The 24,684-nt window shown below is 61.9% G+C and carries 30 protein-coding genes; 28 read left to right on the forward strand and 2 right to left on the reverse strand.

All coding sequences use genetic code 11. The features are described from left to right. Position 1: 1 nt before the first annotated feature. From NMG70_RS13360 to NMG70_RS13395, 9 genes are all read left to right on the forward strand, one after another. The gene (locus NMG70_RS13360) at positions 2-292 is read left to right on the forward strand and encodes a hypothetical protein (protein WP_254024956.1); all 291 of its coding nucleotides are present in this window, start codon (positions 2-4) and stop codon (positions 290-292) included. Then, on the forward strand, positions 289-1,053 hold the full coding sequence (locus NMG70_RS13365) for a hypothetical protein (protein WP_254024957.1): 765 nt from the start codon (positions 289-291) through the stop codon (positions 1,051-1,053). Before NMG70_RS13360 ends, NMG70_RS13365 begins: the two co-directional genes overlap by 4 nt. 1 nt (position 1,054) lies before the next feature. Beyond that, positions 1,055-3,325, forward strand: a complete 2,271-nt coding sequence (locus NMG70_RS13370) for an AAA family ATPase (protein WP_254024958.1) — start codon at positions 1,055-1,057, stop codon at positions 3,323-3,325. After that, a complete protein-coding gene (locus NMG70_RS32940) occupies positions 3,322-3,741 on the forward strand; it encodes a GIY-YIG nuclease family protein (RefSeq protein WP_367185529.1) in 420 nt (139 codons plus the stop codon). The genes NMG70_RS13370 and NMG70_RS32940 overlap by 4 nt, the downstream gene beginning before the upstream one ends. A gap of 196 nt (positions 3,742-3,937) precedes the next feature. Then, on the forward strand, positions 3,938-4,255 hold the full coding sequence (locus NMG70_RS13375) for a hypothetical protein (RefSeq protein WP_254024959.1): 318 nt from the start codon (positions 3,938-3,940) through the stop codon (positions 4,253-4,255). Then, entirely contained in the window at positions 4,252-4,683 is a 432-nt protein-coding gene (locus NMG70_RS13380; RefSeq protein ID WP_254024960.1) for a hypothetical protein, read from the forward strand. Before NMG70_RS13375 ends, NMG70_RS13380 begins: the two co-directional genes overlap by 4 nt. Beyond that, a complete protein-coding gene (locus NMG70_RS13385; RefSeq protein ID WP_254024961.1) occupies positions 4,680-4,934 on the forward strand; it encodes a hypothetical protein in 255 nt (84 codons plus the stop codon). Before NMG70_RS13380 ends, NMG70_RS13385 begins: the two co-directional genes overlap by 4 nt. Next, positions 4,931-5,488 carry a hypothetical protein gene (locus NMG70_RS13390; protein WP_254024962.1) on the forward strand — a complete coding sequence of 186 codons (558 nt, stop codon included), beginning with the start codon at positions 4,931-4,933 and terminating at the stop codon, positions 5,486-5,488. Before NMG70_RS13385 ends, NMG70_RS13390 begins: the two co-directional genes overlap by 4 nt. Continuing rightward, complete coding sequence (locus tag NMG70_RS13395; RefSeq protein WP_254024963.1) at positions 5,485-6,093, forward strand: hypothetical protein; 609 nt, start codon at positions 5,485-5,487, stop codon at positions 6,091-6,093. The genes NMG70_RS13390 and NMG70_RS13395 overlap by 4 nt, the downstream gene beginning before the upstream one ends. 1 nt (position 6,094) lies before the next feature. Here NMG70_RS13395 and NMG70_RS13400 read toward each other — a convergent pair whose 3' ends face one another. Further along, positions 6,095-6,271: a hypothetical protein gene (locus tag NMG70_RS13400; protein WP_254024964.1), complete on the reverse strand. Its 177-nt coding sequence runs from the start codon at positions 6,269-6,271 to the stop codon at positions 6,095-6,097. A 303-nt stretch (positions 6,272-6,574) separates the two neighbouring features. Continuing rightward, entirely contained in the window at positions 6,575-6,946 is a 372-nt protein-coding gene (locus NMG70_RS32945; protein ID WP_367185530.1) for a hypothetical protein, read from the reverse strand. Positions 6,947-7,166: 220 nt separating this feature from the next. Between NMG70_RS32945 and NMG70_RS13410 the strand changes: the two genes are divergently transcribed. From NMG70_RS13410 to NMG70_RS13500, 19 genes are all read left to right on the forward strand, one after another. Beyond that, entirely contained in the window at positions 7,167-7,628 is a 462-nt protein-coding gene (locus tag NMG70_RS13410; protein ID WP_254024966.1) for a hypothetical protein, read from the forward strand. Beyond that, positions 7,628-9,409 (forward strand): terminase large subunit domain-containing protein, encoded by a 1,782-nt coding sequence (locus NMG70_RS13415; RefSeq protein ID WP_254024967.1) that lies wholly within the window; start codon positions 7,628-7,630, stop codon positions 9,407-9,409. Before NMG70_RS13410 ends, NMG70_RS13415 begins: the two co-directional genes overlap by 1 nt. A 16-nt stretch (positions 9,410-9,425) precedes the next feature. Next, on the forward strand, positions 9,426-9,659 hold the full coding sequence (locus NMG70_RS13420) for a hypothetical protein (protein WP_254024968.1): 234 nt from the start codon (positions 9,426-9,428) through the stop codon (positions 9,657-9,659). Next, complete coding sequence (locus tag NMG70_RS13425; protein WP_254024969.1) at positions 9,659-10,969, forward strand: phage portal protein; 1,311 nt, start codon at positions 9,659-9,661, stop codon at positions 10,967-10,969. Before NMG70_RS13420 ends, NMG70_RS13425 begins: the two co-directional genes overlap by 1 nt. A gap of 5 nt (positions 10,970-10,974) precedes the next feature. Then, positions 10,975-11,697 carry an HK97 family phage prohead protease gene (locus NMG70_RS13430; RefSeq protein WP_254024970.1) on the forward strand — a complete coding sequence of 241 codons (723 nt, stop codon included), beginning with the start codon at positions 10,975-10,977 and terminating at the stop codon, positions 11,695-11,697. Positions 11,698-11,707: 10 nt separating this feature from the next. After that, positions 11,708-13,090: a phage major capsid protein gene (locus tag NMG70_RS13435; protein WP_254024971.1), complete on the forward strand. Its 1,383-nt coding sequence runs from the start codon at positions 11,708-11,710 to the stop codon at positions 13,088-13,090. Between the two features lie 97 nt (positions 13,091-13,187). Further along, on the forward strand, positions 13,188-13,613 hold the full coding sequence (locus NMG70_RS13440; protein ID WP_254024972.1) for a hypothetical protein: 426 nt from the start codon (positions 13,188-13,190) through the stop codon (positions 13,611-13,613). Positions 13,614-13,706: 93 nt separating this feature from the next. Next, entirely contained in the window at positions 13,707-14,405 is a 699-nt protein-coding gene (locus tag NMG70_RS13445; RefSeq protein ID WP_254024973.1) for a hypothetical protein, read from the forward strand. 22 nt (positions 14,406-14,427) lie between these two features. Next, complete coding sequence (locus NMG70_RS13450) at positions 14,428-15,081, forward strand: hypothetical protein (RefSeq protein ID WP_254024974.1); 654 nt, start codon at positions 14,428-14,430, stop codon at positions 15,079-15,081. Then, the gene (locus NMG70_RS13455; RefSeq protein WP_254024975.1) at positions 15,078-15,428 is read left to right on the forward strand and encodes a hypothetical protein; all 351 of its coding nucleotides are present in this window, start codon (positions 15,078-15,080) and stop codon (positions 15,426-15,428) included. Before NMG70_RS13450 ends, NMG70_RS13455 begins: the two co-directional genes overlap by 4 nt. Before the next feature lie 311 nt (positions 15,429-15,739). After that, the gene (locus NMG70_RS13460; RefSeq protein WP_254024976.1) at positions 15,740-16,438 is read left to right on the forward strand and encodes a hypothetical protein; all 699 of its coding nucleotides are present in this window, start codon (positions 15,740-15,742) and stop codon (positions 16,436-16,438) included. Then, complete coding sequence (locus NMG70_RS13465) at positions 16,438-16,851, forward strand: hypothetical protein (RefSeq protein WP_254024977.1); 414 nt, start codon at positions 16,438-16,440, stop codon at positions 16,849-16,851. The genes NMG70_RS13460 and NMG70_RS13465 overlap by 1 nt, the downstream gene beginning before the upstream one ends. Beyond that, entirely contained in the window at positions 16,848-17,030 is a 183-nt protein-coding gene (locus tag NMG70_RS13470; protein ID WP_254024978.1) for a hypothetical protein, read from the forward strand. The genes NMG70_RS13465 and NMG70_RS13470 overlap by 4 nt, the downstream gene beginning before the upstream one ends. 62 nt (positions 17,031-17,092) lie before the next feature. Beyond that, the gene (locus NMG70_RS13475; protein ID WP_254024979.1) at positions 17,093-18,577 is read left to right on the forward strand and encodes a phage tail tube protein; all 1,485 of its coding nucleotides are present in this window, start codon (positions 17,093-17,095) and stop codon (positions 18,575-18,577) included. A gap of 98 nt (positions 18,578-18,675) precedes the next feature. Beyond that, positions 18,676-19,113 carry a hypothetical protein gene (locus NMG70_RS13480; protein WP_254024980.1) on the forward strand — a complete coding sequence of 146 codons (438 nt, stop codon included), beginning with the start codon at positions 18,676-18,678 and terminating at the stop codon, positions 19,111-19,113. Further along, positions 19,053-19,469: a phage tail assembly chaperone gene (locus NMG70_RS33265; protein WP_436798384.1), complete on the forward strand. Its 417-nt coding sequence runs from the start codon at positions 19,053-19,055 to the stop codon at positions 19,467-19,469. Before NMG70_RS13480 ends, NMG70_RS33265 begins: the two co-directional genes overlap by 61 nt. Next, entirely contained in the window at positions 19,466-23,269 is a 3,804-nt protein-coding gene (locus NMG70_RS13490; protein ID WP_254024982.1) for a phage tail length tape measure family protein, read from the forward strand. Before NMG70_RS33265 ends, NMG70_RS13490 begins: the two co-directional genes overlap by 4 nt. Positions 23,270-23,272: 3 nt before the next feature. Continuing rightward, positions 23,273-24,028 carry a hypothetical protein gene (locus NMG70_RS13495; protein ID WP_254024983.1) on the forward strand — a complete coding sequence of 252 codons (756 nt, stop codon included), beginning with the start codon at positions 23,273-23,275 and terminating at the stop codon, positions 24,026-24,028. Then, positions 24,028-24,663 carry a hypothetical protein gene (locus NMG70_RS13500; protein WP_254024984.1) on the forward strand — a complete coding sequence of 212 codons (636 nt, stop codon included), beginning with the start codon at positions 24,028-24,030 and terminating at the stop codon, positions 24,661-24,663. Before NMG70_RS13495 ends, NMG70_RS13500 begins: the two co-directional genes overlap by 1 nt. Positions 24,664-24,684: the final 21 nt, after the last annotated feature.

Raw genomic sequence — 24,684 nt, forward strand, 5'->3', positions numbered from 1 at the left:
CATGAATGGCGTAAACGCGCGTTCCGTCCCGGTGTATGGCGGCTTCCAGGGCGAGTTCCGCAAGGTTCACCGATCGGAATGGGAGCCGGTCCAGGTCAACGGTGTCGCCCAGCTCTACGATACCGCCGACGCCGCTGAGGTTGCCGCCTGGCGCGCGCTGCTCGCCCACCTGCAAGGTGACATCGTCGGCAGCGGCGATCGCGCCTCGATCGAGCGGACGAAAGCGGAGGAACGCTTCGGCAAGATCTTCCCTGGTCATGGCAAGAAGCCGGTTGTGGTGGAGCGCAGATGACCAAGGAACCCGACTTCAAGACCGAAGCCGATCTGTGTGCCGCATTCGTCGCGGCGCTGCCGAAGGGCTGGACCGCCTATGCTGAAACCGCGGGCTACGACATCCTGCTTGTCCGCGCCGAGGACGGCCTGCAGATCGGCGTCGAGGCGAAGCTGAAGCTGAACGCCGAGGTCGTCGTGCAGGCCTCCAAGGAGTGGGGTCACGACGCCACCGCCGAAGGGCCCGACTTCCGAGCTGCCTTGGTCCCCGCCGGTCAGCACGTCCGCGGCATGGCCGACATCTGCGCGAAACTTGGCGTCACTGTGATCAGCATGACGCATCCCGACCGCATCGAGCAGCGCTACGGCTGGCGGCCGCCGGCGTTTAGGCCCGATCTGCCGAACAAGAAGCTGTCGGTCTACTGGAATGGCGAGGAGCGCGAATGGTACGATTGCGCGCCCGCGACGCGCTGCACCCTTCCTGATTACGTCCCCGACGTCGGTGCCGGCCGCTCCGCGCCGGTCAGCCTGACGAACTGGAAGATCCGCGCCATCAAGCTTCTCATCATCATGGAGCGCCGCGGTTTCGTCACGAAGGCGGACTTCAAGCATGTCGGCATCGATCCGAGCCGGTGGACGCGTCACTGGCTCGATCGCGGCGTCGATCGAGGCCAATTCATACGCGGTCGCCATACCCCGGACCTGAAGGCGCAACATCCAACGAACTGGGCCCAGATCGAGGCCGATTTCGCGAAATGGGCGCCGGCGGAGGTCGCCGCCTAGCATGTCAGGATTTGATTTTGGTTCCCTGATGCCGGAAGTCGCCAAGATGTTGCTTGGCGCTCCGAACCCGCACCACAGCAAGGGCAACGACCACCGCTACGGCACCAACGGGTCGCTGTCGATCGACCTCGAAAAGAACACCGCTTTCGATCACGAGAACGACGAAGGCGGCGGCGTCCTCTGGCTGGTCGCCAAGCTCACCGGCTGCGGCGATGACGGCGCCGTGGACTGGTTGAAGAGCAACGGCTTCGATATCCCGGATATGCGCGTCGCAGCGGCGGGCTCCAACCAGAATGCCGGGCCTGGTCGGAAAGAGATCGTCGCCGCGTACGACTATGCGGATATCGACGGCAACCTCGTCTTCCAGGTCGTCCGGATGCAATACCGGATGCCGGACGGCGCCTGGCGCCTCAACAAGCACGGCAAGATCGACAAGACCTTCGCGCAGCGCCGCCGCTTCGAAGAGGAGAAGGACGTCTGGATCAACGGGCTCCTCGACGGCGAGTACATGCGCAAGGGTCCAGGCCAGAACTGGACACGGTACGATTCGAAGACGTTCGACAAATGGGGGATGAAGGAGCGCCGCGAGTTCGACGGCATCGAGCAGCTGCCGCTTTACCGCTGGCCGGAGGTCGCGGAAGCCATCGCCATGGGCCAAGCGATTTACCTCGTCGAGGGCGAAAAGAAGGCTGATGCCCTCTGGAAGGCCGGCATCGCGGCGACGTGCAACGCCGGCGGCGCGAAGAAATGGACGCCCTACCACGCCGAGCTGCTGCGCGGCGCCCACATCATTCAGATTCCGGATAATGACGACGCCGGCCGCATGCACATGCAGATCGTCGGGTCAAGGATGAAGGACGTCGCTGCCTCAGTCATGATGCTCGACATCCGGACGTTTTGGCCAGAGGTCCCCGAAAAGGGTGACATCTGGGACTGGGTGCAGGCCGGTGGTGACGCCTCCGATCTCTTCGACCTTGTCGACCGGTATGCCCGACCATGGAGCAAGGACCCACCGAAGTCTCGGTTCGGAGCGGTAACGTGGGACCGCCTCGACGAAGCCGGCCAGGAGCACGAATACCTGATCGAGGACATCCTGACCCGACACGAGGTCGCTGTCATCTACGGCGAATCCGGCTCCGGCAAAAGCTTTGAAGCCATCGACCTGGCGATGGCAGTCGACCGTGGCGTCCCCTTCAACGGCAAGGAAGTCCGGAAGGGCGGCGTCATCTATCAGGCTGGAGAAGGTGGCATCGGCGTCAAACAGCGTCTCCGTGCCTACCGGCAGACCTACATGGAGCCCGGGGAACGTGTCGACTTCGTGCTGCTGCCATCCCGCGTCGATCTCTTCGCCAAACCCGGGGAACAGGACGTCGAGACCTCGCGCGGCACCGATGCTCTCATAGCCGAAATCAAAGCCTGGGCGGAAACCTTCACTGTTCCGCTCGAGCTCGTCGTCATCGATACGCTGGCCACGGCGACGCCGGGAGCCAACGAGAACGCCTCGACGGACATGTCCGTTGTTCTAACCAACCTGGAGCGGATCCGCGACGAATGTCGCTGCACCGTTCTCATGGTCCACCACAAGCCGCGCAACGGCAACAATCCGCGTGGCCACTCCAGCCTGTTCGCCAACGTCGACAACGCGATCGAGCTCGAGATCACGCAACGCCTCGACGTCGCCTATCGGGCCGACGGCACCCAGCTGGTCCGCCAGATCCACAGAGCCACTATCCAGAAGAACAAGGATGGCGAGCGTGGCCACGGCTGGGACTTCATTCTAAAGCAGGTCGTGCTCGGCACCCGCCCGAACGGGAAGCCGCTGACCTCGGTGGTCTGCGCGCCACCAGGTGGGCAGGGGCCAGAGGTGACCGATGATAAGCGGCTGAGCGACCAGCAGGCTATCGCCATGCAGGCCTTGATCAATGCCCTGGAACGGCACGGTGAGGCCACGCCGGACATGCTCAAGTTGCCGAGGAGCATCAAGACCGTCGTCCGCATGGGTCACTGGCGTCAGGAATACGCGGCACTCTCGATGACCGACGACGAGGACCCGAAGAAGAAGCAGGAGCGCATTAAGAAGGCCCTTCAGCGCGCCGGCGAACGGTTCTTCGGGGCGAAGTGGATCGGTCGTGCCGAACCATACGTCTGGCTTACTGGCAGGCCGGTACCCGGGTTTAAGCGAGACACTGAGATCGACTTCAGCCAGCTCTCCAGGCCGGAGCCCATCAGCGACGGCATGGCTGAGGTCATGGATGGAGATATCCAGTTTTGACCCGCTATACCATTAACCAGATCAGGACTCTCGACCAGGCGCTGGCGTCGTCTGGTGACGGTGTCATCTACCTTGTCGCATGGTGCGACGCCGGACCGGTTAAGATCGGCAAAACCATGCGGCTGGCGAAGAGGCTGTCCGAGCTACAGTGCGGCAATCCCTCCGAGTTATTCGTCTACGATACGATCTTCGTGCCCTATGGGCGAATTCAGATAACTGAAAGCAGGGTCCATTCCTGCTTGCGGGAGCGACGCCTGCAGGGTGAGTGGTTCGATATCGCCCCGGACCACGCGGCAAGTGAATGCCGGGCCATTCTAGCGCGACCGGCAACGCCGGGACCAAAGCCAAAAACGAGCCATAGGGCACTGAAGGAGCGATATCTGGAAGTTCTCTCACGGTCCCGGGGGACATCGTGATGATGTCCCGCTACGCTGCCTGCACCCAAGAGGCGATTACAATACGCAACTCCTTGCAGAGCAACGCATTGAGGACGATCTGGCGCGCGTGGTGCGCGTACTTCCTACATAACCCCCGCGTCCCTCCAACGGCGGGAATGGTCCCTCCAGTAGCGAAATCGGTCCCGCTGATGTCCCGCTATTTGGCGGTGTCGACATGACCGGAACCCGCATCGAAGCCATCAGTTTTGGGGCCTACTACTGCGCCGCATATCGGCGTGATGGCGCCCCAGACGTACTGCTCGATGGTGCCGACGGGAAGCCAGAGCGATTCCCATCCGCGACGGCCGCCATCAAGGCTGCCGAGCTCGCCTTGCACTTCAAGCCCACGACGACCCCGGCCGACGAGGACCTCCTCGGTGCACGTCGGTTCCATGAGGTCCGTGCCGCTGCTGAAGCCGCGCTGCAGATCGATACGCTCGGTGGTGTCGTAGTCGAGGGCCGCATCATCCCGGTTGAGGTGCGCCGGCGATGAAGCACCGCTGTGATATCTGGCGCGTCGCCGAACAATGTGGTGTCCGCCTCGTCGATCCCGACGCTCACGCCTGGCGCCAACGGCGGCAGCGAGAATGCTTCGCCAAGAAGACACTCAAGAAAATCGGGCAACGGCATGGCGAAGCCCACCTCGCTCTAACATTGCGCCTCATCGTTGAAACCTATGGCAACGCCGCCGAACTCTACAGCGAGACCATCCAGGCGGTCTCGGCGCTGGTGGCGAACCCGTCGATCGAGGCCAGAGGCGGAAAGCTGTTCGACGAGTTCGATCGTATCAGCCTTGCCGAGATCCGGCATCAAGCGAAGGTCCTCGCCGTTGGACTGCCTCTGGCGCACGTCATGCGGGTGTTGCTGGCGATGAGATTGGCCGATGGTATAATTGGGAGAGACGGTAGGAGAGCGGTGTGACAATAGACAAATCGGTGAACTACGAACTTAGACAGTATGCCCTCTGGGTCGAGGCGTGCGTGAATGAGCATGGTGGGTCTGCTGCGCTGGCCTCGTGGGAGCAAATCGAGAAGGTGGTCAATGCCCACGGCGCGCTTGTGGCCGCGTTAGAGACTGCCAGAGCAAGCGTTGCCGGCGAATGGGGAGAAGACCATCCCGAGGTCAAAGATATAGACGCCGCTCTTGCGCTTGCGCGCGGAGAGAAGTCATGAAAGCAAAATTGACCGCTGAGACCACGGTTTACATCAGCTGCCTGCACTGCGATGTCGGCAAAAAGAGGGTTGATCATCTCTTCGACGACACAATGCCAAGGGAAGCTGGCCCATGGCAGTGCGACGATTGTGGCGGGAAATACAAGGTCTCAGTCCTCTCGTCGACCGACGTCGAGGTTGAGCCGTTCGACGATGGCAAGAAGTTCGTAAAGTCCTACGATCTGCTGGTGATCCTACCGCAGGAAAAGCCCATCTATTTCATTGTGGAGGGCGGCTACCACAGCCCACATGAGTTCGAAGATAAGGGCAAGGCCTACTTCTACGGCGAGCACACCTGCCCGACGAACTGGCTTCAGAGCGTCGAGGCGATCGTTTCCGAGGGCGACGATGATCCGCACGGGATCGCAGAATTTGTCCGTACCGTTGATGTGTCTGGCGTCGAACATCCCGGTGGCGATGGCGAGCCGGACTGGAGAGCAGTTTTCCCGGAAGCGTTTGGCGACGGCCAGACGATTGACGGCGATCTGGCCGCGAAGGCGATCCCTCACGAATGACCGCATGGACCGCCAAAGCCGTGGAATACCGCGTCCTCGAGGCTGCGGAGACGCTCATGCTGACGCCGAACGTAGGAGGCGCCGGCGGTTCGGCGTGGCCCGAATACATCCCGCATTACCCCAGAGCCATGAAGATCAGGATCCGGCCCTCCCCTGGCGCGTTGAGCCGGATGACGGAAACATGGGGCTGGATCAATGCCCATCCTATCGAGGAGAACCGTCGTCTCCTATATGCTTGGGCATGGCAGAAGACGAAACGCGGTCGATTCCTCAACGATTTCGCCTCCCGGGAAGGCATCAAAACCCGGACGCTGCGCGATAAGATTACAAAGATTTGTCAATCCATTGCCGACGCGCTGTTGCAGCAACAAATTCCCTGCTTCGAGCAAGCCGTTGACGACGTTGCCGAAATCGAGCCAGAAACCGCATCACAAACGGTATCTTCCGAGACTTCTGCCCAAGCCAAAAGCGACGCCATCGTCGGGTTCATGGAGCCCGGCGCGAAGCCTCGATACCCGACGCAAGCCGAGATCGCGGCGCTCCGGAAGCGGCTCGAAAAGCAGAACCGGAAGCGAAAAAAGGCGAGTGCCGAGGCCGGCTTTTAGGTCAGCGCGCCGACAGTATTGCCAAAAGGGTGGTGTACTCCGCGGCAACCGCAATTGTGTGACCTCCCTCGAATTCGATAACCGAACCTGGTCCTTCGTACTGGCGACGGACGGTCCGGACCTGGTCGAAGTTCATCAGCCATCGTTGATCTTTGTCGATCTGCACTTCGATCCACATCTGCTTACCCCCTTTGCGGCTTATCGGAAGATCGCGTTTCCATGAGTCGGCAGATGGTCGTCAACAAGAATCGCCTTGGTGAAGCGGGACCGACGGAGGGACCGAGCGGGACATGTCCTATCCAAGAGCCTTGTTCTCTCGTGTCCCCGAGGGACATCGGAGACACGTTACAATTCGTGATTTCCCACAAACCACTGAAATCCCGCATCTTCTCGCGGTCCCCTTCCCTCGCGTAGACGCCAAGTACTGATGAGCAGAGCCTTACGGCGAGCGCCTCAGGCGCGCAGCCGCCATCGTAGTGCTCTATGATCTCAATGCTGGCTCTATCTGAAGAACCGTAGAAGAAACGAGCGCGAGCTGACGCTCGCTCATGTCCATCAGGGGGACATCGACTTCATCAAAGGTCAGCACCAAACAATGGCGAAGCAGATCGGACCTCAAATCCGACAGGTCGATCTCCGCACCGCCATGCCGGCAGCCAAGAAGGCCGATCCCGAACTGCTGACCCCTCAGCATCGGGCATGGCGTGACCAGGTACTGCAACGCGCCGGCTATAGATGTGAGGCCATCGATGGTGGTCGACGCTGTCATGTCGGCGCCCCTGCCCGCCTCTTCGCCGACCATATCCGTGAACGCAAGGACGGTGGTGCACCCCTCGACCCAGCCAATGGCCAATGCCTATGCGGAAGGCACCACACCCTGAAGACTGCAGCTGCTCGCTCGGAACGGATGGCGCGTCGATACTGACCGACCCGGGGGGGGGCATCAATCTCTGGGGCCTTTCGGGGGTCGAACCGCCTGGGGCTCAGGTTCACGAAATTTTTTCTCACCACCGGAATTTCGGTGGTTGCGCATCGAAACCCCAAATTAATCGGCCGCTTTTGATCAGGACAGCATGACAGAACCGAAACGCGGACGAGGTCGGCCGGCCTTCAAGCCGACGCCGGCGATGCGTCGCACTGTGGAACGGATGGTGTCCTGCGGCGACGTCAAGGACACGATTGCCAGGGCGATCGGATGTTCGATCCCGACGCTCGAGCTCTACTTCGACGAGGAGCTGAAGAACGGGTGGGCGAAGAAGCGCCAGGAGCTGCTGAACTGGATGTTCAACGGCGCCAAGAAGGGCAACGCCACTCTGATCAAGCGGCTCGAGGAGATGACCAGGATCTCCGGCGCCGCGGCTGACTTCGACGCGCGGCAAGAAAAAGCCGGCGCCGGCGCGTCGCCGCAACAACCGGCTACCCGGGTCGCGAAGCCGGGCAAGAAGGAAGTCCAGCGCGAGGAGGCCTTCACCGCCGGCGTCAATTCGGAATGGGGCGAGGATCTCGCGCCGCTACCCGGCACGAAGCCGAACTGATGCAGTGGTCAACAGCGCGCCCGGACTGGGAGGCGCGCATCGTAGCCGGGCTAAGTCTTCTTCCCGACAATCTGCCAATCTTCAAACCGCGCGCGGAGAAGGCGCTGCGCATCTTCAAACGCCTGAAACTGGTCGACATGCCGGGCAAGCCGACGCTTGGCGAAGTCAGTCCGGAGTGGATTTTCGATCTCGTCTATGTCGTTTTCGGCTGCTACGAACCCGCTCTCCGGGAGCAGCTGATTCAAGAGATTCTGATCCTGATCTCGAAGAAGAACGGCAAGTCCACGATCGCCGCCGGTATCATGGTCACGGCACTGATCATGAACGAGCGCGCGATGGGCGAGTATCTGATCCTTGCGCCGACCAAGGACATCGCCGACAACAGTTTCGAGCCAGCGTATGGCATGATCACTGCGGACAACGCCCTCTTCAAGGTGTTCAAGCCCTCAGATGTCACGCGCGAAATAGAAAATAGGCTCGATAAGTCCAAGCTGGCGGTCAAATCCGCCGACGCCGATGTCGTCGGTGGTCAGAAGGCGATCATAACCTTTATCGACGAGCTCTGGCTCTTCGGCAAGAAGTCGTCGGCCGCAAATATCCTTTCGGAGGCGACCGGATCGCAGGCATCCCGTTCGGAGGGTTTTGTCATCTATGCGACGACGCAGAGTGACGAGCCACCCACCGGCGTTTTCTTGCAGAAGCTTCAATATTTTCGCGGCGTGCGAGACGGGACGATCGACGATCCGGCATCCCTGGCACTGATCTACGAATATCCGCCGTCGATATTGAAAAAAAACAGTCAGCCATGGCGGGATCAATCGACCTGGTACATCCCGAATCCGAGCCTTGGCACTTCGGTTCGGGAAAACTGGCTAGCCAGGAAGGTCAAGGCTGCTGAGATCGAAGGCCTCAACGTTCTCAGTCTGTTCGTCTCCAAGCATTTCAACATCGAAGCTGGGCTCGGCCTGAAGGACGCAAACTGGGCCGGTGCCCAGTTCTGGCCTGCAGCAATGAACAAGCGGCTGACCCTCCAGGAAGTCATCCGGCGGTCGGAAGTCATCGTCATCGGCATCGATGGCGGCGGCCTCGACGATCTCCTCGGCCTTGCTGTGATGGGAAGATGCAAGGTCACGCGCAAAAATCTGCTTTGGTCGCATGCCTGGGCCCATGAGATCGTGAAGAAGCGGCGCACCGAGATCGCGACGCGCCTCGACCAGTTCGCCGACCTGAAGCAGCTGACCTTCGTCAAGCTGCCAGGTGAAGACGTCTATCAGCTCGCGGACATCGTGATGGAGGTCGAGGCCTCCGGTTTACTGGCCGCGGAAAACGCGATCGGCGTCGATTCCTTTGGCGTCGCCGCCATTACCAAGGCGCTCACGAGCGAAGAACGCGGCATCGCGAAGGAGCGGATCGTCGGCATCTCGCAGGGATGGAAGCTGAATGGCGCCATCAAGGACATGGAGCGAGATCTCGCCGGCGGCCAGCTCGTCCATTCCGGTCTCGAGCTCATGGATTTCGCGGTTGGCAACGCCAAGATTGTGCCTCGCGGTAACGCGATCTCGATCGACAAGCAGGTCAGCGGTTCCGCGAAGATTGATCCCTTGATGGCCGGCCTTCATGCACAGGTCTTGATGGGGCTGAACCCGGTTGCGTCAGGCGCATCGGGCTGGGACGTCGATGACCTGGACGCTCTCGAGGCGAAAATCGAAGCTGAAGTTGCCCGAGCCGAAGCGAACGCGCTGGCGGAAGCCAAAGCAGACGCAGTTTCCCACGTTTACTGACCGCTTGGAGCAGCAGATGCGCTTTGTCTCGGCCGCCGCGCGCGGTGTTGGCCGCGGTGCCGCCGTGGCGATCGCCGCGGTTCCGACACTGCTGCGAGATCTCGTCGGGATCTCTGGTGCTGCATCGATCGTCTATGGGATCTGGCAGATTTACGTGCCAGCGGCTTACATCGCCGGCGGCATCATACTGACTGGTGCCGCCTTGCTGCTGGCTCGCCGCGCATCGATGCCGGCACGAGGTGACACCTGATGCGCGGCCTATTCGGCGCCCTCGCCGGCGCGGAGCGCAAGGACCAGGGCGGAAGTCGCTACGGTCTCGTCGACGAGATGTGGGCAGATTTCTTCGGAGGCTTTCGGTCGTCGAAGTCCGGCGTCTCCGTGAACTGGAAGACTTCGCTTTCGAACACCACCGTCCTGGCGTGCTGCAGGGTTCGCGCCGACGGTCACGCCACGGTGCCATGGAAGCTCTATCAGCGCACCGAAATGACTAAGAACGGGCGCACCGTGGTGGGGCGCCGCGAGGCCCGCGACCATCCGCTTTACGATCTGCTGGCGACGGCACCAAACGAGTGGATGACGAGCCTCGAATTTCGGGAGACACAGAGTTTCCACGTCGATCTCGTTGGTCGCTCATATGCCTTCAAGAATATCGTGCGCGGCGAAATCGCTGAGATCATCCTGCTCGATCCTGGCCGCGTCACCAAGCGGGTGAATGCGGACTACTCGCGTGTCTACACGCTGCAGGGTCTCGACGGCACCACACAAACAGTGACCGAAGACCAAATCTGGGAAGTGAAGGGCCCATCCTGGGACACGATCGACGGCCTCGATATCGTCCGTCTCGCCGCAGAAGCGATCGGCCTGGCGCTGGCAACCGAAGAAAGCCACGCCGCCTTCCATCGCAACGGTGTCCGCCCCAGCGGCATGCTCTCGGTCGAAGGGACAATGAACGAGGCCGGGCTGATCCGGCTTGCGGCATGGGTTCGTCGGAATTTTGGTGGCGCCAACAACACCGGCCGGCTGATGGTCGTGGATCGGAACGCCACGTTCTCTCCGATGCAGATGACTGGCGTCGACAGCCAGCACATCGAGACGAGGAAGTTCCAGGTCGAGCGGATTTGCGAGGTCCTGCGGGTGATGCCGATCATGATCGGCTTCTCCGGCGACAAGAACGCCACCTTTGCTTCGGCGGAACAGATGTTTCTCGCCCATCTCGTTCACTGCGTCCGGCCGATCCATCGCCGCTTCGGCGGATCCGCCGACTTGCATCTGCTCTCGAAGAAAGAACGGCAGCAGGGCTTCTACACGGGTTTCGTGGACTCGGATTTCCTCAGCCCCAGCGTCGAGGCAAAGGCGAAATACAACCAGATAGCGCTCGGCGGGCCGAACAACCCGGGCTGGGTGACGCAAAACGACGTCCGCGGCTGGGATGAGATGGACGCCGTCGACGGCGCCGACACTCTCTTTGTCCCGTCAGGCATGGCCGCCCTGGACGAAACCGGAAAACTTGTACCGATCACTGCGCCGGCGAAACCGGCTCCCGGTGCTGGAGGGAAATAAGTCTCATGGACGTCATGGAACGCCTGGAATCGGGTCTGATCGAAGTCAAGTTCGCGTCCGGAGACAAGGACGGCACCTTTGAGGGGTATGGTTCCATTTTCGGGAACAAGGATTCTCACGACGACATCGTCGAGAAGGGTGCTTTCGAGGGGACGCTGCGCGAATGGCGCGCGAAGGGAAAGCTGCCGAAGATGCTTTTGCAGCATGGCGGCTTTTTCGGCCCGGTCGACGACATGCTTCCGATCGGCAAGTGGATCGACATGGAAGAGAACGCCAAGGGCCTGAAGGTCAAAGGCGAGCTGTTCGCGCTGAACACTGATCGCGGCGCCCTGATCTATGAGGGCATGAAAAGTGGCGAACTGGACGGACTGTCGATCGGCTACAAGGCAGTCAGGTCCAAGATGGGGACCAAGCCCGGCGTTGAGCCGCGCCGCTGGCTCCAGGAAGTGAAATTGTACGAGGTCAGCGTCGTGACCTTCGGATCGAACGACAGGGCATTGGTCGGCGCGGTGAAATCCGCCGAGATCGATACCTTGAAAACCCTTTCGGACTTCGAGGACTTCTTGCGCGAGGCAGGCGGACCGCGATGGACGAAGAACACGGCCCGCGATTTTGTCGGCCGTCTGACCAAGATCGCACGGCGCGAGGCTGGGGGCGATCTGGATGTAGCTGGTTTGCTGGAAGGACTTCGGTCCACGCGCAAGCTGATTTCCCCCAACCAAGCATAAGGAGGGCACAATGCCCGAACTGAAAGACGTGCTGGAAGATGTCCAGCGCGAGGTGAAGAAGTTTGGCGACGACGTCGGCACGCTGAAGACCTCAATGGAAAAGGACCTCAAGGAGGTTCGTGATCTCGCCGAAAAGGCCGGCAAGGCGGCGGGCGACGGCACCCAACTCAAGAAGGATCTCGAAGCCCTCACCACCGGTGTCGCGGCGAAGCACGAGGCCCTCGAAAAGCAGGTTAAGGATATCTTGGAGAAGGCGGAAAAAGAAGCCGCCGCAATCGTCGATATTCAGAAGAAGCTCGGCCGTCCCGGCGCCGGTGGCACCGCCGACGACCAGGCGAAGCTGCTCAAGAACGCCACCGAGTTCAAGCGCGTCGCCATGGCGCGGCGCGGCGAACTGAAGGCGACTACGATCCTCAATCCCGAGGACGTCAATGTCGACGAGTACAAGGCTTACCAAGACGCCTTCAAAATGTCGCTCCGGCGCGAGGTGAATTACCTCTCTCCGGACGAGCAGAAGGCCATGATGGTCGGCTCCGATCCGGACGGCGGCTATCTGGTCCCGACGCAGGTCTCAGCGCGTATCATCACCAAGGTCTACGAGACCTCGCCGATCGACGAGCTCGCCTACCATGAGAACGTCTCGACGGATGCGCTGGAAATCGCGGTCGACACCGACGAGGCCGGCGCCGGCTGGGTCGGTGAGACCGAGGCTAGGCCGGAAACTAGCACGCCGCAGGTCGGGGTGCAGCGCATCCCGGTGCACGAGATCTATGCGAAGCCGAAAGCGACGCAGCAACTTCTCGAGGACGCCGGAATCGACGTCGAGGCATGGCTCGCCGGAAAGGTGTCGGAGAAGTTCGCCCGCATGCGCGCCCTGGCGTTCATCTCGGGCAACGGCATCAAGAAGCCGCGGGGCATCCTGACCTATCCGGCCGGTTCCGCAGGCGTTCGCGGCACCATCCTTCAGGTTGCATCGGGCCATGCCACGACCCTGACCTCCGATGGTCTGATAACGCTGTCCTTCTCCATCAAGGACAAATATCTGGCGAACGCGAACTGGCTGATGAAGCGCCAGTCGGTCGGCGCCGTCATGCTCTTCAAGGATCTGAACGGCCAGTACATGTGGCGCCCTGGCCTCGAAGCCGGTAAGCCCTCGATGCTGCTCGGCTACAACATCCGTCGCGCCGACGACATGCCGACCGTCGGCGCCGGCACCTTGCCGGTTGCGTTCGGCGACTTCCGCGCCGGATATACCGTCGTCGATCGCCTCGGTATTCGCACCCTGCGCGATCCGTATTCCTCCAAGCCGTTCGTCGAGTTCTACACGCGCCAGCGTGTTGGTGGTGACGTCGTCGATTTCGAGGCCTACGCCCTCCAGGTCGTCGGTACCTGATCCCCAGATGAACCCTGGGGCGCGGTAATCGCCGCGCCCCTTTCTCAAAGCCTGCCGGGACTGCGCGAGGCGCGCCGGTAATCTCACGGAGGTTCCCATGCGGGACATCATTTCTCACATCGATCCGAAGCGCGGCATCTCGCCGGCCGCTGCGGTGGCCGACAACACTGCGATCGTTTCCCAGATCAACAATCGACTGGGTGCGGACTCTGTGGCGTTCCTGCTCCTCATGGGCGCGATCGCCGACGCCGACGCCACCTTTACGTTCCTGATGGAACATGGCGATGCCGCCAACCTGTCCGATGCCGTCGCGGTTCCGGACGACATGCTCAACGGCACCGAGCTGCTGGCCACCCCGCTGTTCTCAAGCGACGATAAGGTCTTCAAGATTGGGTACACCGGCGGCAAGCAGTATCAGCGCGTCACCCTGACTCCTGCAGCCAACACCGGCAACGTTTTCGCAGCCGGCGTCTGGATCAACGGCAAGCTCAATCTCGGCCCCGCCGCCAATCCTCCTGCATAAAGCGCAAACGCCTACCTTTGAGGGGGTTTGATAAGCCGGCCGGCGCCTTGCGCCGGTCTTCCTCCCACATTCTCAACATAAGGATTGACCGCCATGAAAAACGGCAAGGTCATCAAGGCATTCCCGTTCGCGTTCGACGGGATCAACGTTTCACATCTCGCCATCGGCACTGGTTTTCCGCCGGAGGGCGCAAAGGTCGCCGACAGCACATTCGACGGCCTGGTCGCCGCCGGCTACCTCGAGGAAGGCAAGTCGCCCGATTTGCCCCAGGAGGAGCAGCTGAACCGCGACATTATCGAGGCGCTCGACCGGAAGCTCTCCGCTGCATCCGACCAGGATCTGAAGGACATCATCGCGCGGTCGGGAACGCCATACAGCGGCAACATGGTGCATGCCCGGCTGATCTTCGCGGCCAAGCAGCAGATGCTTCGCGAAATGCAGGGTGCGGAACCGGTCCGCTCGATCGATCCGAATTCCGGGGTCACCGAGCAGCCGCTGTCGGCACCCGGTCAGGCGACGCCTCCCTCTGCGGCGGCCGCCGTCGATCAGCAGAAAGCACAGCAGGAGGCCGCGGATAAAGGAGCCGCTGCCGCCGGCGAGAACAAGGCGACCAACCAGTTCGGCGATCCCCTGCCGGCCGGCGGCGCTAAGTCGAAAGCTGAAGACGTCGACCTCGATGGCCTGAAGAAGGATGAGCTCGAGAAGCTTGCCGCCGATCGCGGTGTCGACATCAGCGCTGCAAAAACGAAGGCCGAGATTATCGAGGCAATCAACGCCGGCAAGTCGGCCTGATCGAACCTTCCGGAGCGGCCGCATGCGTTCGACTTTCACCGTAGTTACGCCTGCGGCCGATCCTTCATTGCTAACGATCGAGCAGCTGCGCGCCGCCGCAGGTCTCGTGCCCGGCGACGCCAGCCGTGATGCCGAGCTGACCGAACTCGGCGCCAGGGTCTCCGCCGATATCGCGACGGCGTGTCAGATCCGCGGTGATGGCGTCCATGTTCCAACCTTGCGCAGCGAAGAGGTTCGCGAGGTGTTCAGGCAGCGCGGCTGCGACGACCTGCTGTTTCTCGCTCGACGTTTTATCTCAGATCTGACGCTGGTCACAGAGGCCGGCACGGCGCTTGTTGCCGACGACACCGATCTGGACGCGGAGGCCGGGCTGCTGCAGAGGATCTCCGGTACCCGAACCTTGACCTGGCCGCGCGGTGACGCGGTGGTCGAGTACACCGCTGGATTCGAGACCGTGCCGCCCGATCTAGTCGGCGCCGCGATGGATCTTGCCAGGCTGCGGTTGTCCGCCGCCGCGCGCGACCCGCTGGTAAAGGGCGAGAGCGTCGAGATTCCCGATGTCCGAACGGTACGACAGGATTACTGGGTTGGCGCCGTTCCAGGATCCACGGCTGGGCCGGTTCCCGCGGATATCCTCGCGAAGCTCTCTCAGTACATCAACGTCGCAGTGGCATGATGACGACCCCCGCCGACCTGATTGCCGATCTTGATGCCGCCCTCGCCGACGCCGGCACTGCAGTCACCATCCGGCGCTACACCGCCCCGACGGGCACCCCGCGGCCGAAGACCGACATCGACAATGTGCCGGCCGCGGTCCGCGCTGTTCGGGCGGAAGAGCTGGTCGAAGGAATCGATCAGACGGCGTCGACGATCGTCGTCAGTCCGACTGCCCTTGCCGCGCTGCTGCCGCTGAAGAAGGGGGATAAAGCAGTCGTCGACGGCCGGGAACGCAATATCGAGCTGCCGAAGCCGATCTCGGTCCAAGGCGTTCTTGTCCGCATCGAACTGCTGGTTTCGGGCTGATGCCATTTTCTCACGGAGACCACCATGCACAGACGTTCTTTCCTCGCCGGCCTTGGCCTTTCGCCGCTTGCTGCCGTGGCCGCTTTTGCCGCGCCAGCGGAACAGGCCTTGGAACCCCTCCCGGCTGTCACCAATGGTGTTTGCGACGTAGAAGTCTGGCATGACTGCTGGGTCCCGCGAGGTGATGAGCAGCATGTCCGAAGGCTAGTACGCGAAGGTGTTCAACAGGCCATAGGGCAGTATCGCGAAGCCGAAGAGCGCGGCGGATTTGGCAGGGCCATGGCCGATCACTTGAGCCGACGCGGCTGAAGATGATGGCCGGCTTCCAGTTCTTTGAGCGTGACCTGAAGTTGGCGACCGCCGGCATGGAGCCGGATGCGATCGACAAGGCGCTGGCGGCTTTTGCGAAGCAGGAGCTCAAGCGCGTTATCGGAGAAGGGATCGCGAGCCCGACCTATGAGCGCTATGTCAACGGCGTCCATAACGCGCCGGAAGAAGCGGTGAAGGCACCCGGGCCGATTGTCTATGAATTCGTAAACTGGCCGTTGATCGTCACCACTGTCCTGGCCGAACTGCAGAAGCGGTCGCCGCGGCGCTCCGGTCGGTTCGCGAGTTCGTTCATTGTCATTGCTGGCGGCGCCATCGTTTCGGACTTCTCGGCGATCCCAGCTGCCGCGGAAGTCATCATAACCAATTTCCAGCCATACATCCGCAAGGTCGAGGGCGGTCTTTCCGGTGTGAAGCGCCGGCGCGTGTTCGATGGCACGAAAAGTTCTATGGCCTATCGCTATCGCGACAGCTTCAGCTTCGAGACTAGATTCCTCAACATCGGCGGCGGAGTGCATCCGGCGATGCCGTACATCCTGAAAGGCGGCGCACCGCTCAGGGCGGCGGTGCAGAGCAATCGCTCCAGCGCGTTCCGGGCCGGGAGAGCAACGCTGGCACGCCGCAAGGACCGTGAGGCCGGCATGCCGATCACCTATCCCTCGATCATCATCAACGCACTCTGATGGCCAGTCCTGAAGCTTTCGACGTCGTCGTCCAGCAGATCGCCGATCAATGGGGCGGTTTGACCGATGTCGTCTTCGAGAACGATCCCTACGAGCTGCCGGACACGCCGACAGAGTTCGTCTACGTCGAGGTGTTCGGGGATTTCTTCGATCAGGTGTCAATCGGGGCGGAGTTGCGGGACGAAAACCTCTGGCGCGAAGCCGGCCAGATCTACCTGCATGTCATGACGCCGAACAGCACCGGCAGCCGCCGAGCGCGCGTGCTGGCGAAGCAGCTGGTCGGCATGTTCAGGGGCCAGGATATCGACAGCGTCACGTTTCGCGATGCCTCGATCGGCGCCGGTGACCCCGGCCGGACCTTCGCCAACTACTACGCCATGACCGCAACCGTAAATTTCGAAAGGGACGAATGATGGCTCTCGTGCTGAAAGCATTCCCGACGCGCCTGCGCCGCTTCAAGGAAGGCGATCGCGTCTCGCCGCAGGATGATCTGTCGCCGCAGGGCTTCGATCGCCTGGTCGAGACAGGTTATATTGAAAAGCTGCCGTACGCCGCGAAGCTGAAAAAGCAGGATCCGTCAAAGGCGGACTAGCCTCTCCTCTCAACCAATCAACCCCGTCCGCCCATTGAGGCGGCCCACCGATGGAGCCTCCGATGGATTCCAACCGCACCCGCATGACCGTCGTCGAGGAAGTGACCCTCGGCATCACGCCCGTCACGCCGCGCATGCGTACGGCGCGCTTCACAGGCGAGACGCTGGCATTTCGCCCGACCTTCGTCACCTCGGAAGAGATCCGCGATGATCGGATGAACTCTGATCCGATCAAAATCGGCGAGACGAACAGCGGTCCGGTCAATGGCGAGCTCTCGTTCCCGGTTGATGAATCGCCTCTGTCGCTCTGGCTGAAGTCGCTGATGTGCTCGACCTGGCTGAACACACCGTTCCGCGACAATGATGGTGTCGTCGATTCCGTCATCACCGGGCTGGCCGACACAACTGACGTCGCCACGGTTACCGCCGGCGCCGCATTCGTAGCCGGTCAGCTGGTGCGCTTCACCGGCTTCACCCCATCGGCGAACAATGGCGTCTTCAAATGCACGACCGGCAGCGCGACGGTTCCGGCATTCCTCGGCGCAGGCTTTGTCGCCGAAGCCGCGCCGCCTGCTACAGCACGCATGAAGGTGGTAGGCTTCATGGGCGCCGCGGCTGACATCACGGCGCTCGCCGACGGCCTCGGCTCGACGCTGCTTGACTTCACCACGCTCGGCCTGCGCGTCGGCCAGTGGGTCAAGATCGGTGGCACCGCCGATGTCACCAGCTTCGCCTTCCTGGTCACCGCCGGCGCGATCGCCCGCCGCAACGCATGGGCCCGCATCACCGCTATCGCGGCGGCCAAACTGACGCTCGACAATCTGCCGGCCGGCTGGACAGCTGATGTGGGTACCGGCAAGACGATCCAGGTGTTCTTCGGTGACCAGATCAAGAACGGCGTCGACACCAAGAGCTGCACGATCGAGCGCGGCTTCATGGGCCAGGCGGTACCGACCTATATTGCACAGCGCGGCATGCTCGCCGGCGAAGGCCAGTTCAACTTCACGACCGAGGACAAGGCGAAATACACATTCACCTTCTCCGGGATGAGCGGGCAGGCCTCGACGACGTCGCTGGACAGCGCGCCGGATGCGGCGACGACGAATGCCGTCATGGCGGCAGCCGTCAATGTCGGCAGGATCGCGGAAAACGGCGTCTGTCTCGGTTCGCCGAACTGGATGCAGTCGCTGCAGATCAGCGTCAACAACAATTTGCGCATGATCAACGCGCTCGACTGCGACGAGACGATCGGCCCGGTCGCCATCGGCAAGGGCAGCTTCGACGTCACAGTCAACGCGCCAACCTATTTCGGGTCGGACGCGCTGCTGACCAAGCTCTTCGCTGGGACACCGAGCAACATCAACACGCGCATCGCCAAGAACAACCAGGCAATCATATTTGCGATCCCGCGTATCACTTTCACCGACGGTTCCCCGTCGGCGACGGCCAAGAACACCGACACGACGCTGCCGTTGGTCGGTCAGGCCTCGAAGGATGAGCTGACCTCTGCCCATCTCATCATCGATCGCCTGGAATATTTCGTCTGATTGAGAGTTCCCGGCCGACACCGGGACTGGTTCTGCGCAGAAGGCGGGCGGCTTGTCGGAGCCGCCCGATCCCTCAAACTCCCCGACAGGAGAGAAACATGACCATCAAGCTGGCCAGCCTGAGCGCTGACCTATCGAAGGAACGCGAAGGCGACTGGATTCCTGTCAAGGAATGGCTAGGTCTTGACCCGGAAAAGCCCTACGAGACTACGCCGTTGCCCGGGCTCGAATTTCTGGTGCGGTCGACGAACTATCCAGACTACGTGACGGCGCGTCAGGACGTGCTGGAAAAGCTTAAGCAGGAATACCCTAACGACAAGGTGCCGTCTGACGTTCAGGCGCGCTTTGAAGGCCAGCTGTCGGTCGAGCACCTTCTCCTTGGTTGGAAGGGCCTCGACGTCGAATATTCGCCCGACCTGGTCGGTACCATCCTCGTTGCCGAAGAGCATCGCGTGATGCGTCAGATGATCTTCTGGTGCGCCGGCCGTGTCGGCAAGAAAAAGGTCGAGTTCGTCCAGGCCGCAACAAAAAACTAGCGGCGGCCTTCCGCTACGACCTCGAGCGGAATGGCCAGGACAAATGGCTGGCGAAGATCGCGGCCGAATTCCCGCTGGAACTGCCGAGAGAGAAGGTCCCTACACGCCCGGAAGAGGCTCGTGCGGAATACTGGCACGATTTCTACTGGCGGGCTTGGGAAGCGCTTCGGTTCGACCGGCAATATGGCGCGATGGGCGGAGAGTCCCCGATCGCGTTCATCGCCTATGACGCTTACGCCAGGCGCTACGGCCTCGAGGGTGAAGCCTTCGACCGCTTCCACACCTTCATGACTGCCATCGACACCGAGTGGCTAATCCACGTTGCCAAAAAGGAAGGGGAGGCTGAGAACAAATGACCATACAGCTTTCCCGACTGGTCACCTCGGCCGAGATCGACGCCTCGAAATACAAGGCCGGCGCCGACCAGAAGGTCGCCTCCGATCAGGCCATGGTGGCGTCGGCTCGCGCCGTCGGGGAGGCCGTCGCGGCGAGCGACACGAAGATCGGCACGTCTGGCAACGTCGTGTCGATTCTGACGCGTCGCTATGTCGAGGGCCAGAAGGAAGCGCAGGCATTCGAGCGCGACCTTCGCGGCCTAAACCGTCAGCTCGAAACCGGCAAGCTGTCAGTTGAACAGGCTGCGACGATCCTGGTCGGCATGAACCAGAAGCTCGGCATGAACGCCAACGCCTCGGAACTTGCAGCCAAGGGGCAGACCCAGCTCGCGGCCGCCGTCGGCGCCGCGAATGCCCAGATCGAGGGTCAAGCTTCTGCGCTGGTACATGCAGCTGCGGCACAGCGCGCGATGATCGCGCAGGCCCGCGCCGATCAGCAGGCTGAAAACAGCCGTCAAATCGGCGCGGCGAACCAAGGTCAGTTCAACGCGGTCCTTGGCGTCCAGACAGCGCCGTCGGCCGGCGCCCGCGCGTCGGCATCGGTGTTCGAAGCCGAGTTTGCCCGGCTGGAGGAGACTGCGCGTCTACGGGCACAGCAAGCAGGTTCCGTGTTCGCCGATCAATTCAACGCGTCGGTAATGACGAATTCCGGGAAGTCCGCAAGAGCGTCAGCCTCTGTTTTTGAGGAATCCGGCCGTGAGGCGGATCTGATGGCTGCGAAGGTCGCGGCTCTGCGTGCTGAGCTCAATCCTCTGGCCGCTGCGCAGGACCGCGTCAATGCCGAGATCGCTGAGTACGCCGCTTTGGCGGCAAGAGGCGCCATCAGCGCGGACGAACTTGCTCAGGCGCAGGCCATGGCCCGTGGCCGCTCGGCGGCGAACCAGAACGCTTACAAAGGCGTCAACCAGTTCAACACCGGAAACATCGCCGCGCAATTCCAGGACATCGCCGTAACCTCGGCGATTGGTATGAGCCCGCTCCAGATCGCCCTCCAGCAGGGCACTCAGCTTTCGGCCGTGCTCGGCCCGATGGGGGCGGCCGGCGCGGCCAAGTCGCTGGGTTCTGCGTTGCTGTCGATCGTCAATCCGACCTCGCTCATCGTTCTCGGCCTCGTCGGCGCAACGGCGGCGGCAGTCCAGTGGTTCACGAAAGGGCGTGAAGGCGCCAAGACCATGGATGACGCCCTCAAGCTGCATTCCGAGAACTTGAAGCTGTTGAAAGATGAATACGGTGATCTCGGCGAGGCCGTCAAAAGTGTCGGCTCGATCGGTGGTCAGGCCTTCACCTCCGCGCAAGTCCGCGGAAACCAGACCATGCTGGACGCGATGCTGCGCGACAAGGCTGGGCCGTTCCTCGAACAGCTGAGCGGCACAAGCTGGACGCAAAGCCTGTTCGGCAATGGCGGCGGTATCGCCGGGCTTCGCGATCTGCCCGGCGGCCAGGCCCAGTTTGCGGCGCCTATCAACGCGCTGATCAAAAGCGCACGCGAAGGCAAGACCGACCTCGCCAGCTTCGACGATGAGGTCGAGCGTCTGTTTCAGAAGCTTCTGCCTGCCGCGAGCGATCCGACCGCCCTGCGCAACACAGCCGATGCCATCCTCCTGCTCGGCGACAATGCCTTCAGCGTCACTGGCAAGTTCGCGCCGTTCGCTGATGCCATCAACAGGCTCAAAGTCGAGGCCGCCGACGGCGCGCCTGATGTCTACCAGTTCAACCAGGAAATCGAGCGGATAGGCCAGACCAATGGCCTGCAAAAGCTCGCTGACGAAGCCATCATCGCCGGCAAGGAAATCGTCGATCTCGCCCGGCAGGCGGAGGAACTGGAAAAGATACTGGCGCGGATCGACCGCGAGAACACGCGCCCTGGCCTCGCCGACTTGCGCTCGTTTGGCAGGTACGTCGCCGTCCGCGATGCAACACTTCGCCGTGAGAACGACCAGTTCGCAGCCGAGCAGCAGATGGCGCGGGCGCGCACCAATGCCGAAAGACTCGCTGCGATCGAGGCGCAGGTCAGGGCTCGCGCGGTGGAAGACGGCGACAAGGGCGGCGGCCTGCAAGCCCGGGTCAACCGTGCGCTGGAGGCCGAGCGCAACCGGCAGGCGATCGAGGCGCGCGACGCCCAGGTGGCGCGCGGTCTTGCGATTGACAAGACGCTGGCCAGCCAGCAGCTCGATCTCACTCTGATCGGCAAGACCGCCGGCGAGGCGGCAAAACTGCGGATGGAATTCGAGCAGATCGCTGCGATCCGCGAGGAGGCCGCCGAGAAGGGTATTGCGGCGGATGAAACCGAGATCGCTGCGATAAAGGCCAAGGCCGAGGCTTATGGCAAGTTCGCCGACGAGATCGCCCGCGCCAATCTTGCGCGCGAGCTCAATTTCGAGCGCGACCAGCAGTTTCGTTCGGCGCAGGACCAGGCGATCGCGTCACGGCAGCAGGGTGCCGGTCTGGCGGTCGACCTCAATTCGCCGGCGGCGCAGCAGATGCGTGACCTCGCCAGGTTCGCCGACGCGAAAGGTCTTGCTGTCGGATTCCTGACCGATTTTAAATCCGAGCTGCTGAGTAATGGTGGCGACGTCGGCAAGGCGCTTGGGGAATCAATCCTCAATGCGCTTACGACGTCGATGGACAAGCAGTTGAGCGACATCTTCGACCGGCTGGGGACGTGGATCGCTGCAGTACTGACTGGGCAGAGGCCAGGCGCGGGCCTTGGGGGCGGCGCTGGCTTTGTCGCTGACACGACGCTCTCCGCGTTCCTCGGGGCTTCGAACGATAACTACGCGCCGGGAGCTGTGACGCGCTCACCGCTGGCTGCTATCGGCCCGGGATCCGGCAGCATGGCCGCCTATGCGAGCGCCATCCGCTCGATCGAGAGCGCCGGCAGCGGCGGCTATTCGGCGCTTGGTCCGTGGACGAGAGGCGACCGGGCCTATGGCGCCTATCAGGTGATGGGTAACAATATTCCGTCCTGGTCGCAGGATGCGCTAGGCAAGTCTCTCACACCAAGCCAATTCCTTGCCGATCCTGCCGCTCAGGATGCGATCTTCAAGACCCAGTTTGGCAAATACCTGTCGAAATACGGAAATCCCCAGGATGCCGCCTCGGCCTGGTTCACCGGCGGCCCTCTCAAGACAGGCGCAGGTGCCCGAGATATGCTCGGCACTTCCGGCTCGGCCTATGTCGACAAGTTCAATGCTGCCGTGAACAGGGCAACGGAAGGTCTTGGCGGTCTCGACACCACAGTCACCAACACGGTCCAGAGCCTTGCCGGAGGCCTCGGCGGCAAAGGTGGTCTGGCATCCATTCTCGAGGGTCTGAAGCCGGGGAATTTTCAGGCCAACACGTCGCTATCGGAGATCCTCGGCTATGCCGGATCCGCGCCGGCACCGAGCGGCGGGGGTGGCGGCATCTTTTCAGCCCTGCTGAGCTTCATTCCGAAGCTGTTCGGATTTGCCAACGGCACCGACTTCGCGCCTGGCGGCCTTGCCAGGATCAACGAGATGGGTGGCGAGATCGTCGATCTGCCGCGAGGATCCCGGGTTATCCCGCATGACGTCTCTATGCGAATGGCTGCCAACGCGAACCGGCCGTCTCAGCCCAGCAAGGTTGATTTCAACATCAACCTCGACGGCGCCAACGGCGATGAGCATGTGCGGATGCTGGCGCGTCAGGGCGCACAGGAAGCGATCGGCCAGTACCACGAAGCGCAGTCCCGCGGCGGTTTTGGCGAACTACAGCGGCAATATGCTTCGCAGAAGGGTTAGAGCATGGGTCGCTATACCGGGTTGCCCACGCTCGACATCGACTTCATTAAGGCATCAGAGATGTCGTTCGATACGAAGGGCGGCGGCCTCGAGGGCGGTCGCAACGGTCTCGGCGAGTCCGTCACGATCGAGACCACCGGCGGCGGTGTCTTCGTCGCAAGCTACGAGAACTGCTTCGCGCAGCGGCCGGAGGAGCACGAATACATCAACTGGGTAGCGGCCCGCATGAACGGCTCCTTCCGATTCATGAACGTGCCGGTCCGCTCCGACTGGATGGGTCCGTTCCCGCTGATCAACGGGGTGCCGAAGCCGATCATTGGCGGCATCCCGCACTCCGATGGATCGCTGTTTTCCGACGATTCCGGCTACAGCCAGGCGACGGTGTTCGGAACCGTAGGGGCCAATGCAGCCCTCAACGCCGGCCAGATGACGATCAACGTCTTCGGGGCCAGTCGCCGGCTCCGGTGGTCCGACTGGTTTTCGATATCGCACACGGTCAAGGGCTGGCGAGTCTATCGATACTGGGAGGCGTCCGATCCTGTAGACGTCACCGCCGACGTCGATGGCGTCAGCTATAGCGGATCGCAATATGTGATCTCGCTCGATCGGCCGCTACGGGAAGCCGTCATCGCGGGAACCCGCATCGAATTCGCCCGCCCGCGCTGTGTCGCCAAGTTCCCCGTCGGATTCACGCTGGCGTGGAGGGCTCGGGGGTTTATGCAGTCGAGCGTCAGCTTTCAGTTCGTCGAGGCGTTCTGATGGCTTGGCAGGACCTGATCGGCTCTTATTCGGTCGACTACGTGCCGCAAGCCTTGCTCGACGCGATGGCGGAAAGCCATATCCTCGGCATCTTCTTCCGTCTTGAAACCGATCCAGGGCTGCACATCTGGGCAGGTGTGAACGACATCCCCGCCGGGTTCGATTCCATCGATCCGGATGGAACCGTCTATCTCGGCGGCGGCCGACTGCTCAACGTCCCGTCGCTCGAGGTGCTGGTGAACGGCCAGTCGAGCTCTGTCGAGTTCGGCATTTCCGGCATCGACCCGTCCACCGCACAGAACGTGCTCGACGAAATGCCGGATGTGCGTGGCAAGGATGTTAAGATCGGCTTCACCACGCTCGATGAGCACTACCAGCCAATGTCCAACATCGTGGCGCTGTGGACCGGGACCGCCTCCCATCCATCGGAAGCATCTCATCCGGTCACGGGCGGCGAAGACAAGAAGATAGATCTCAGCCTGGCCGTCGTCTCGGGCACCAACACCCGATCGAGGCCATCTCAGGTGCTGTGGACGCCGTCTCATCATAAGGCTTTCTATCCAGACGACGAGTTCTGTTCAAACGTCGCGCGGCTCGGCCGCGGTGTTTCCCCCGCTTGGCCGGTATACGACTAGAAGGCAAATCCATGACACTGG

This window comes from Mesorhizobium ventifaucium, assembly GCF_935822925.1.
GTDB lineage: Bacteria > Pseudomonadota > Alphaproteobacteria > Rhizobiales > Rhizobiaceae > Mesorhizobium > Mesorhizobium ventifaucium.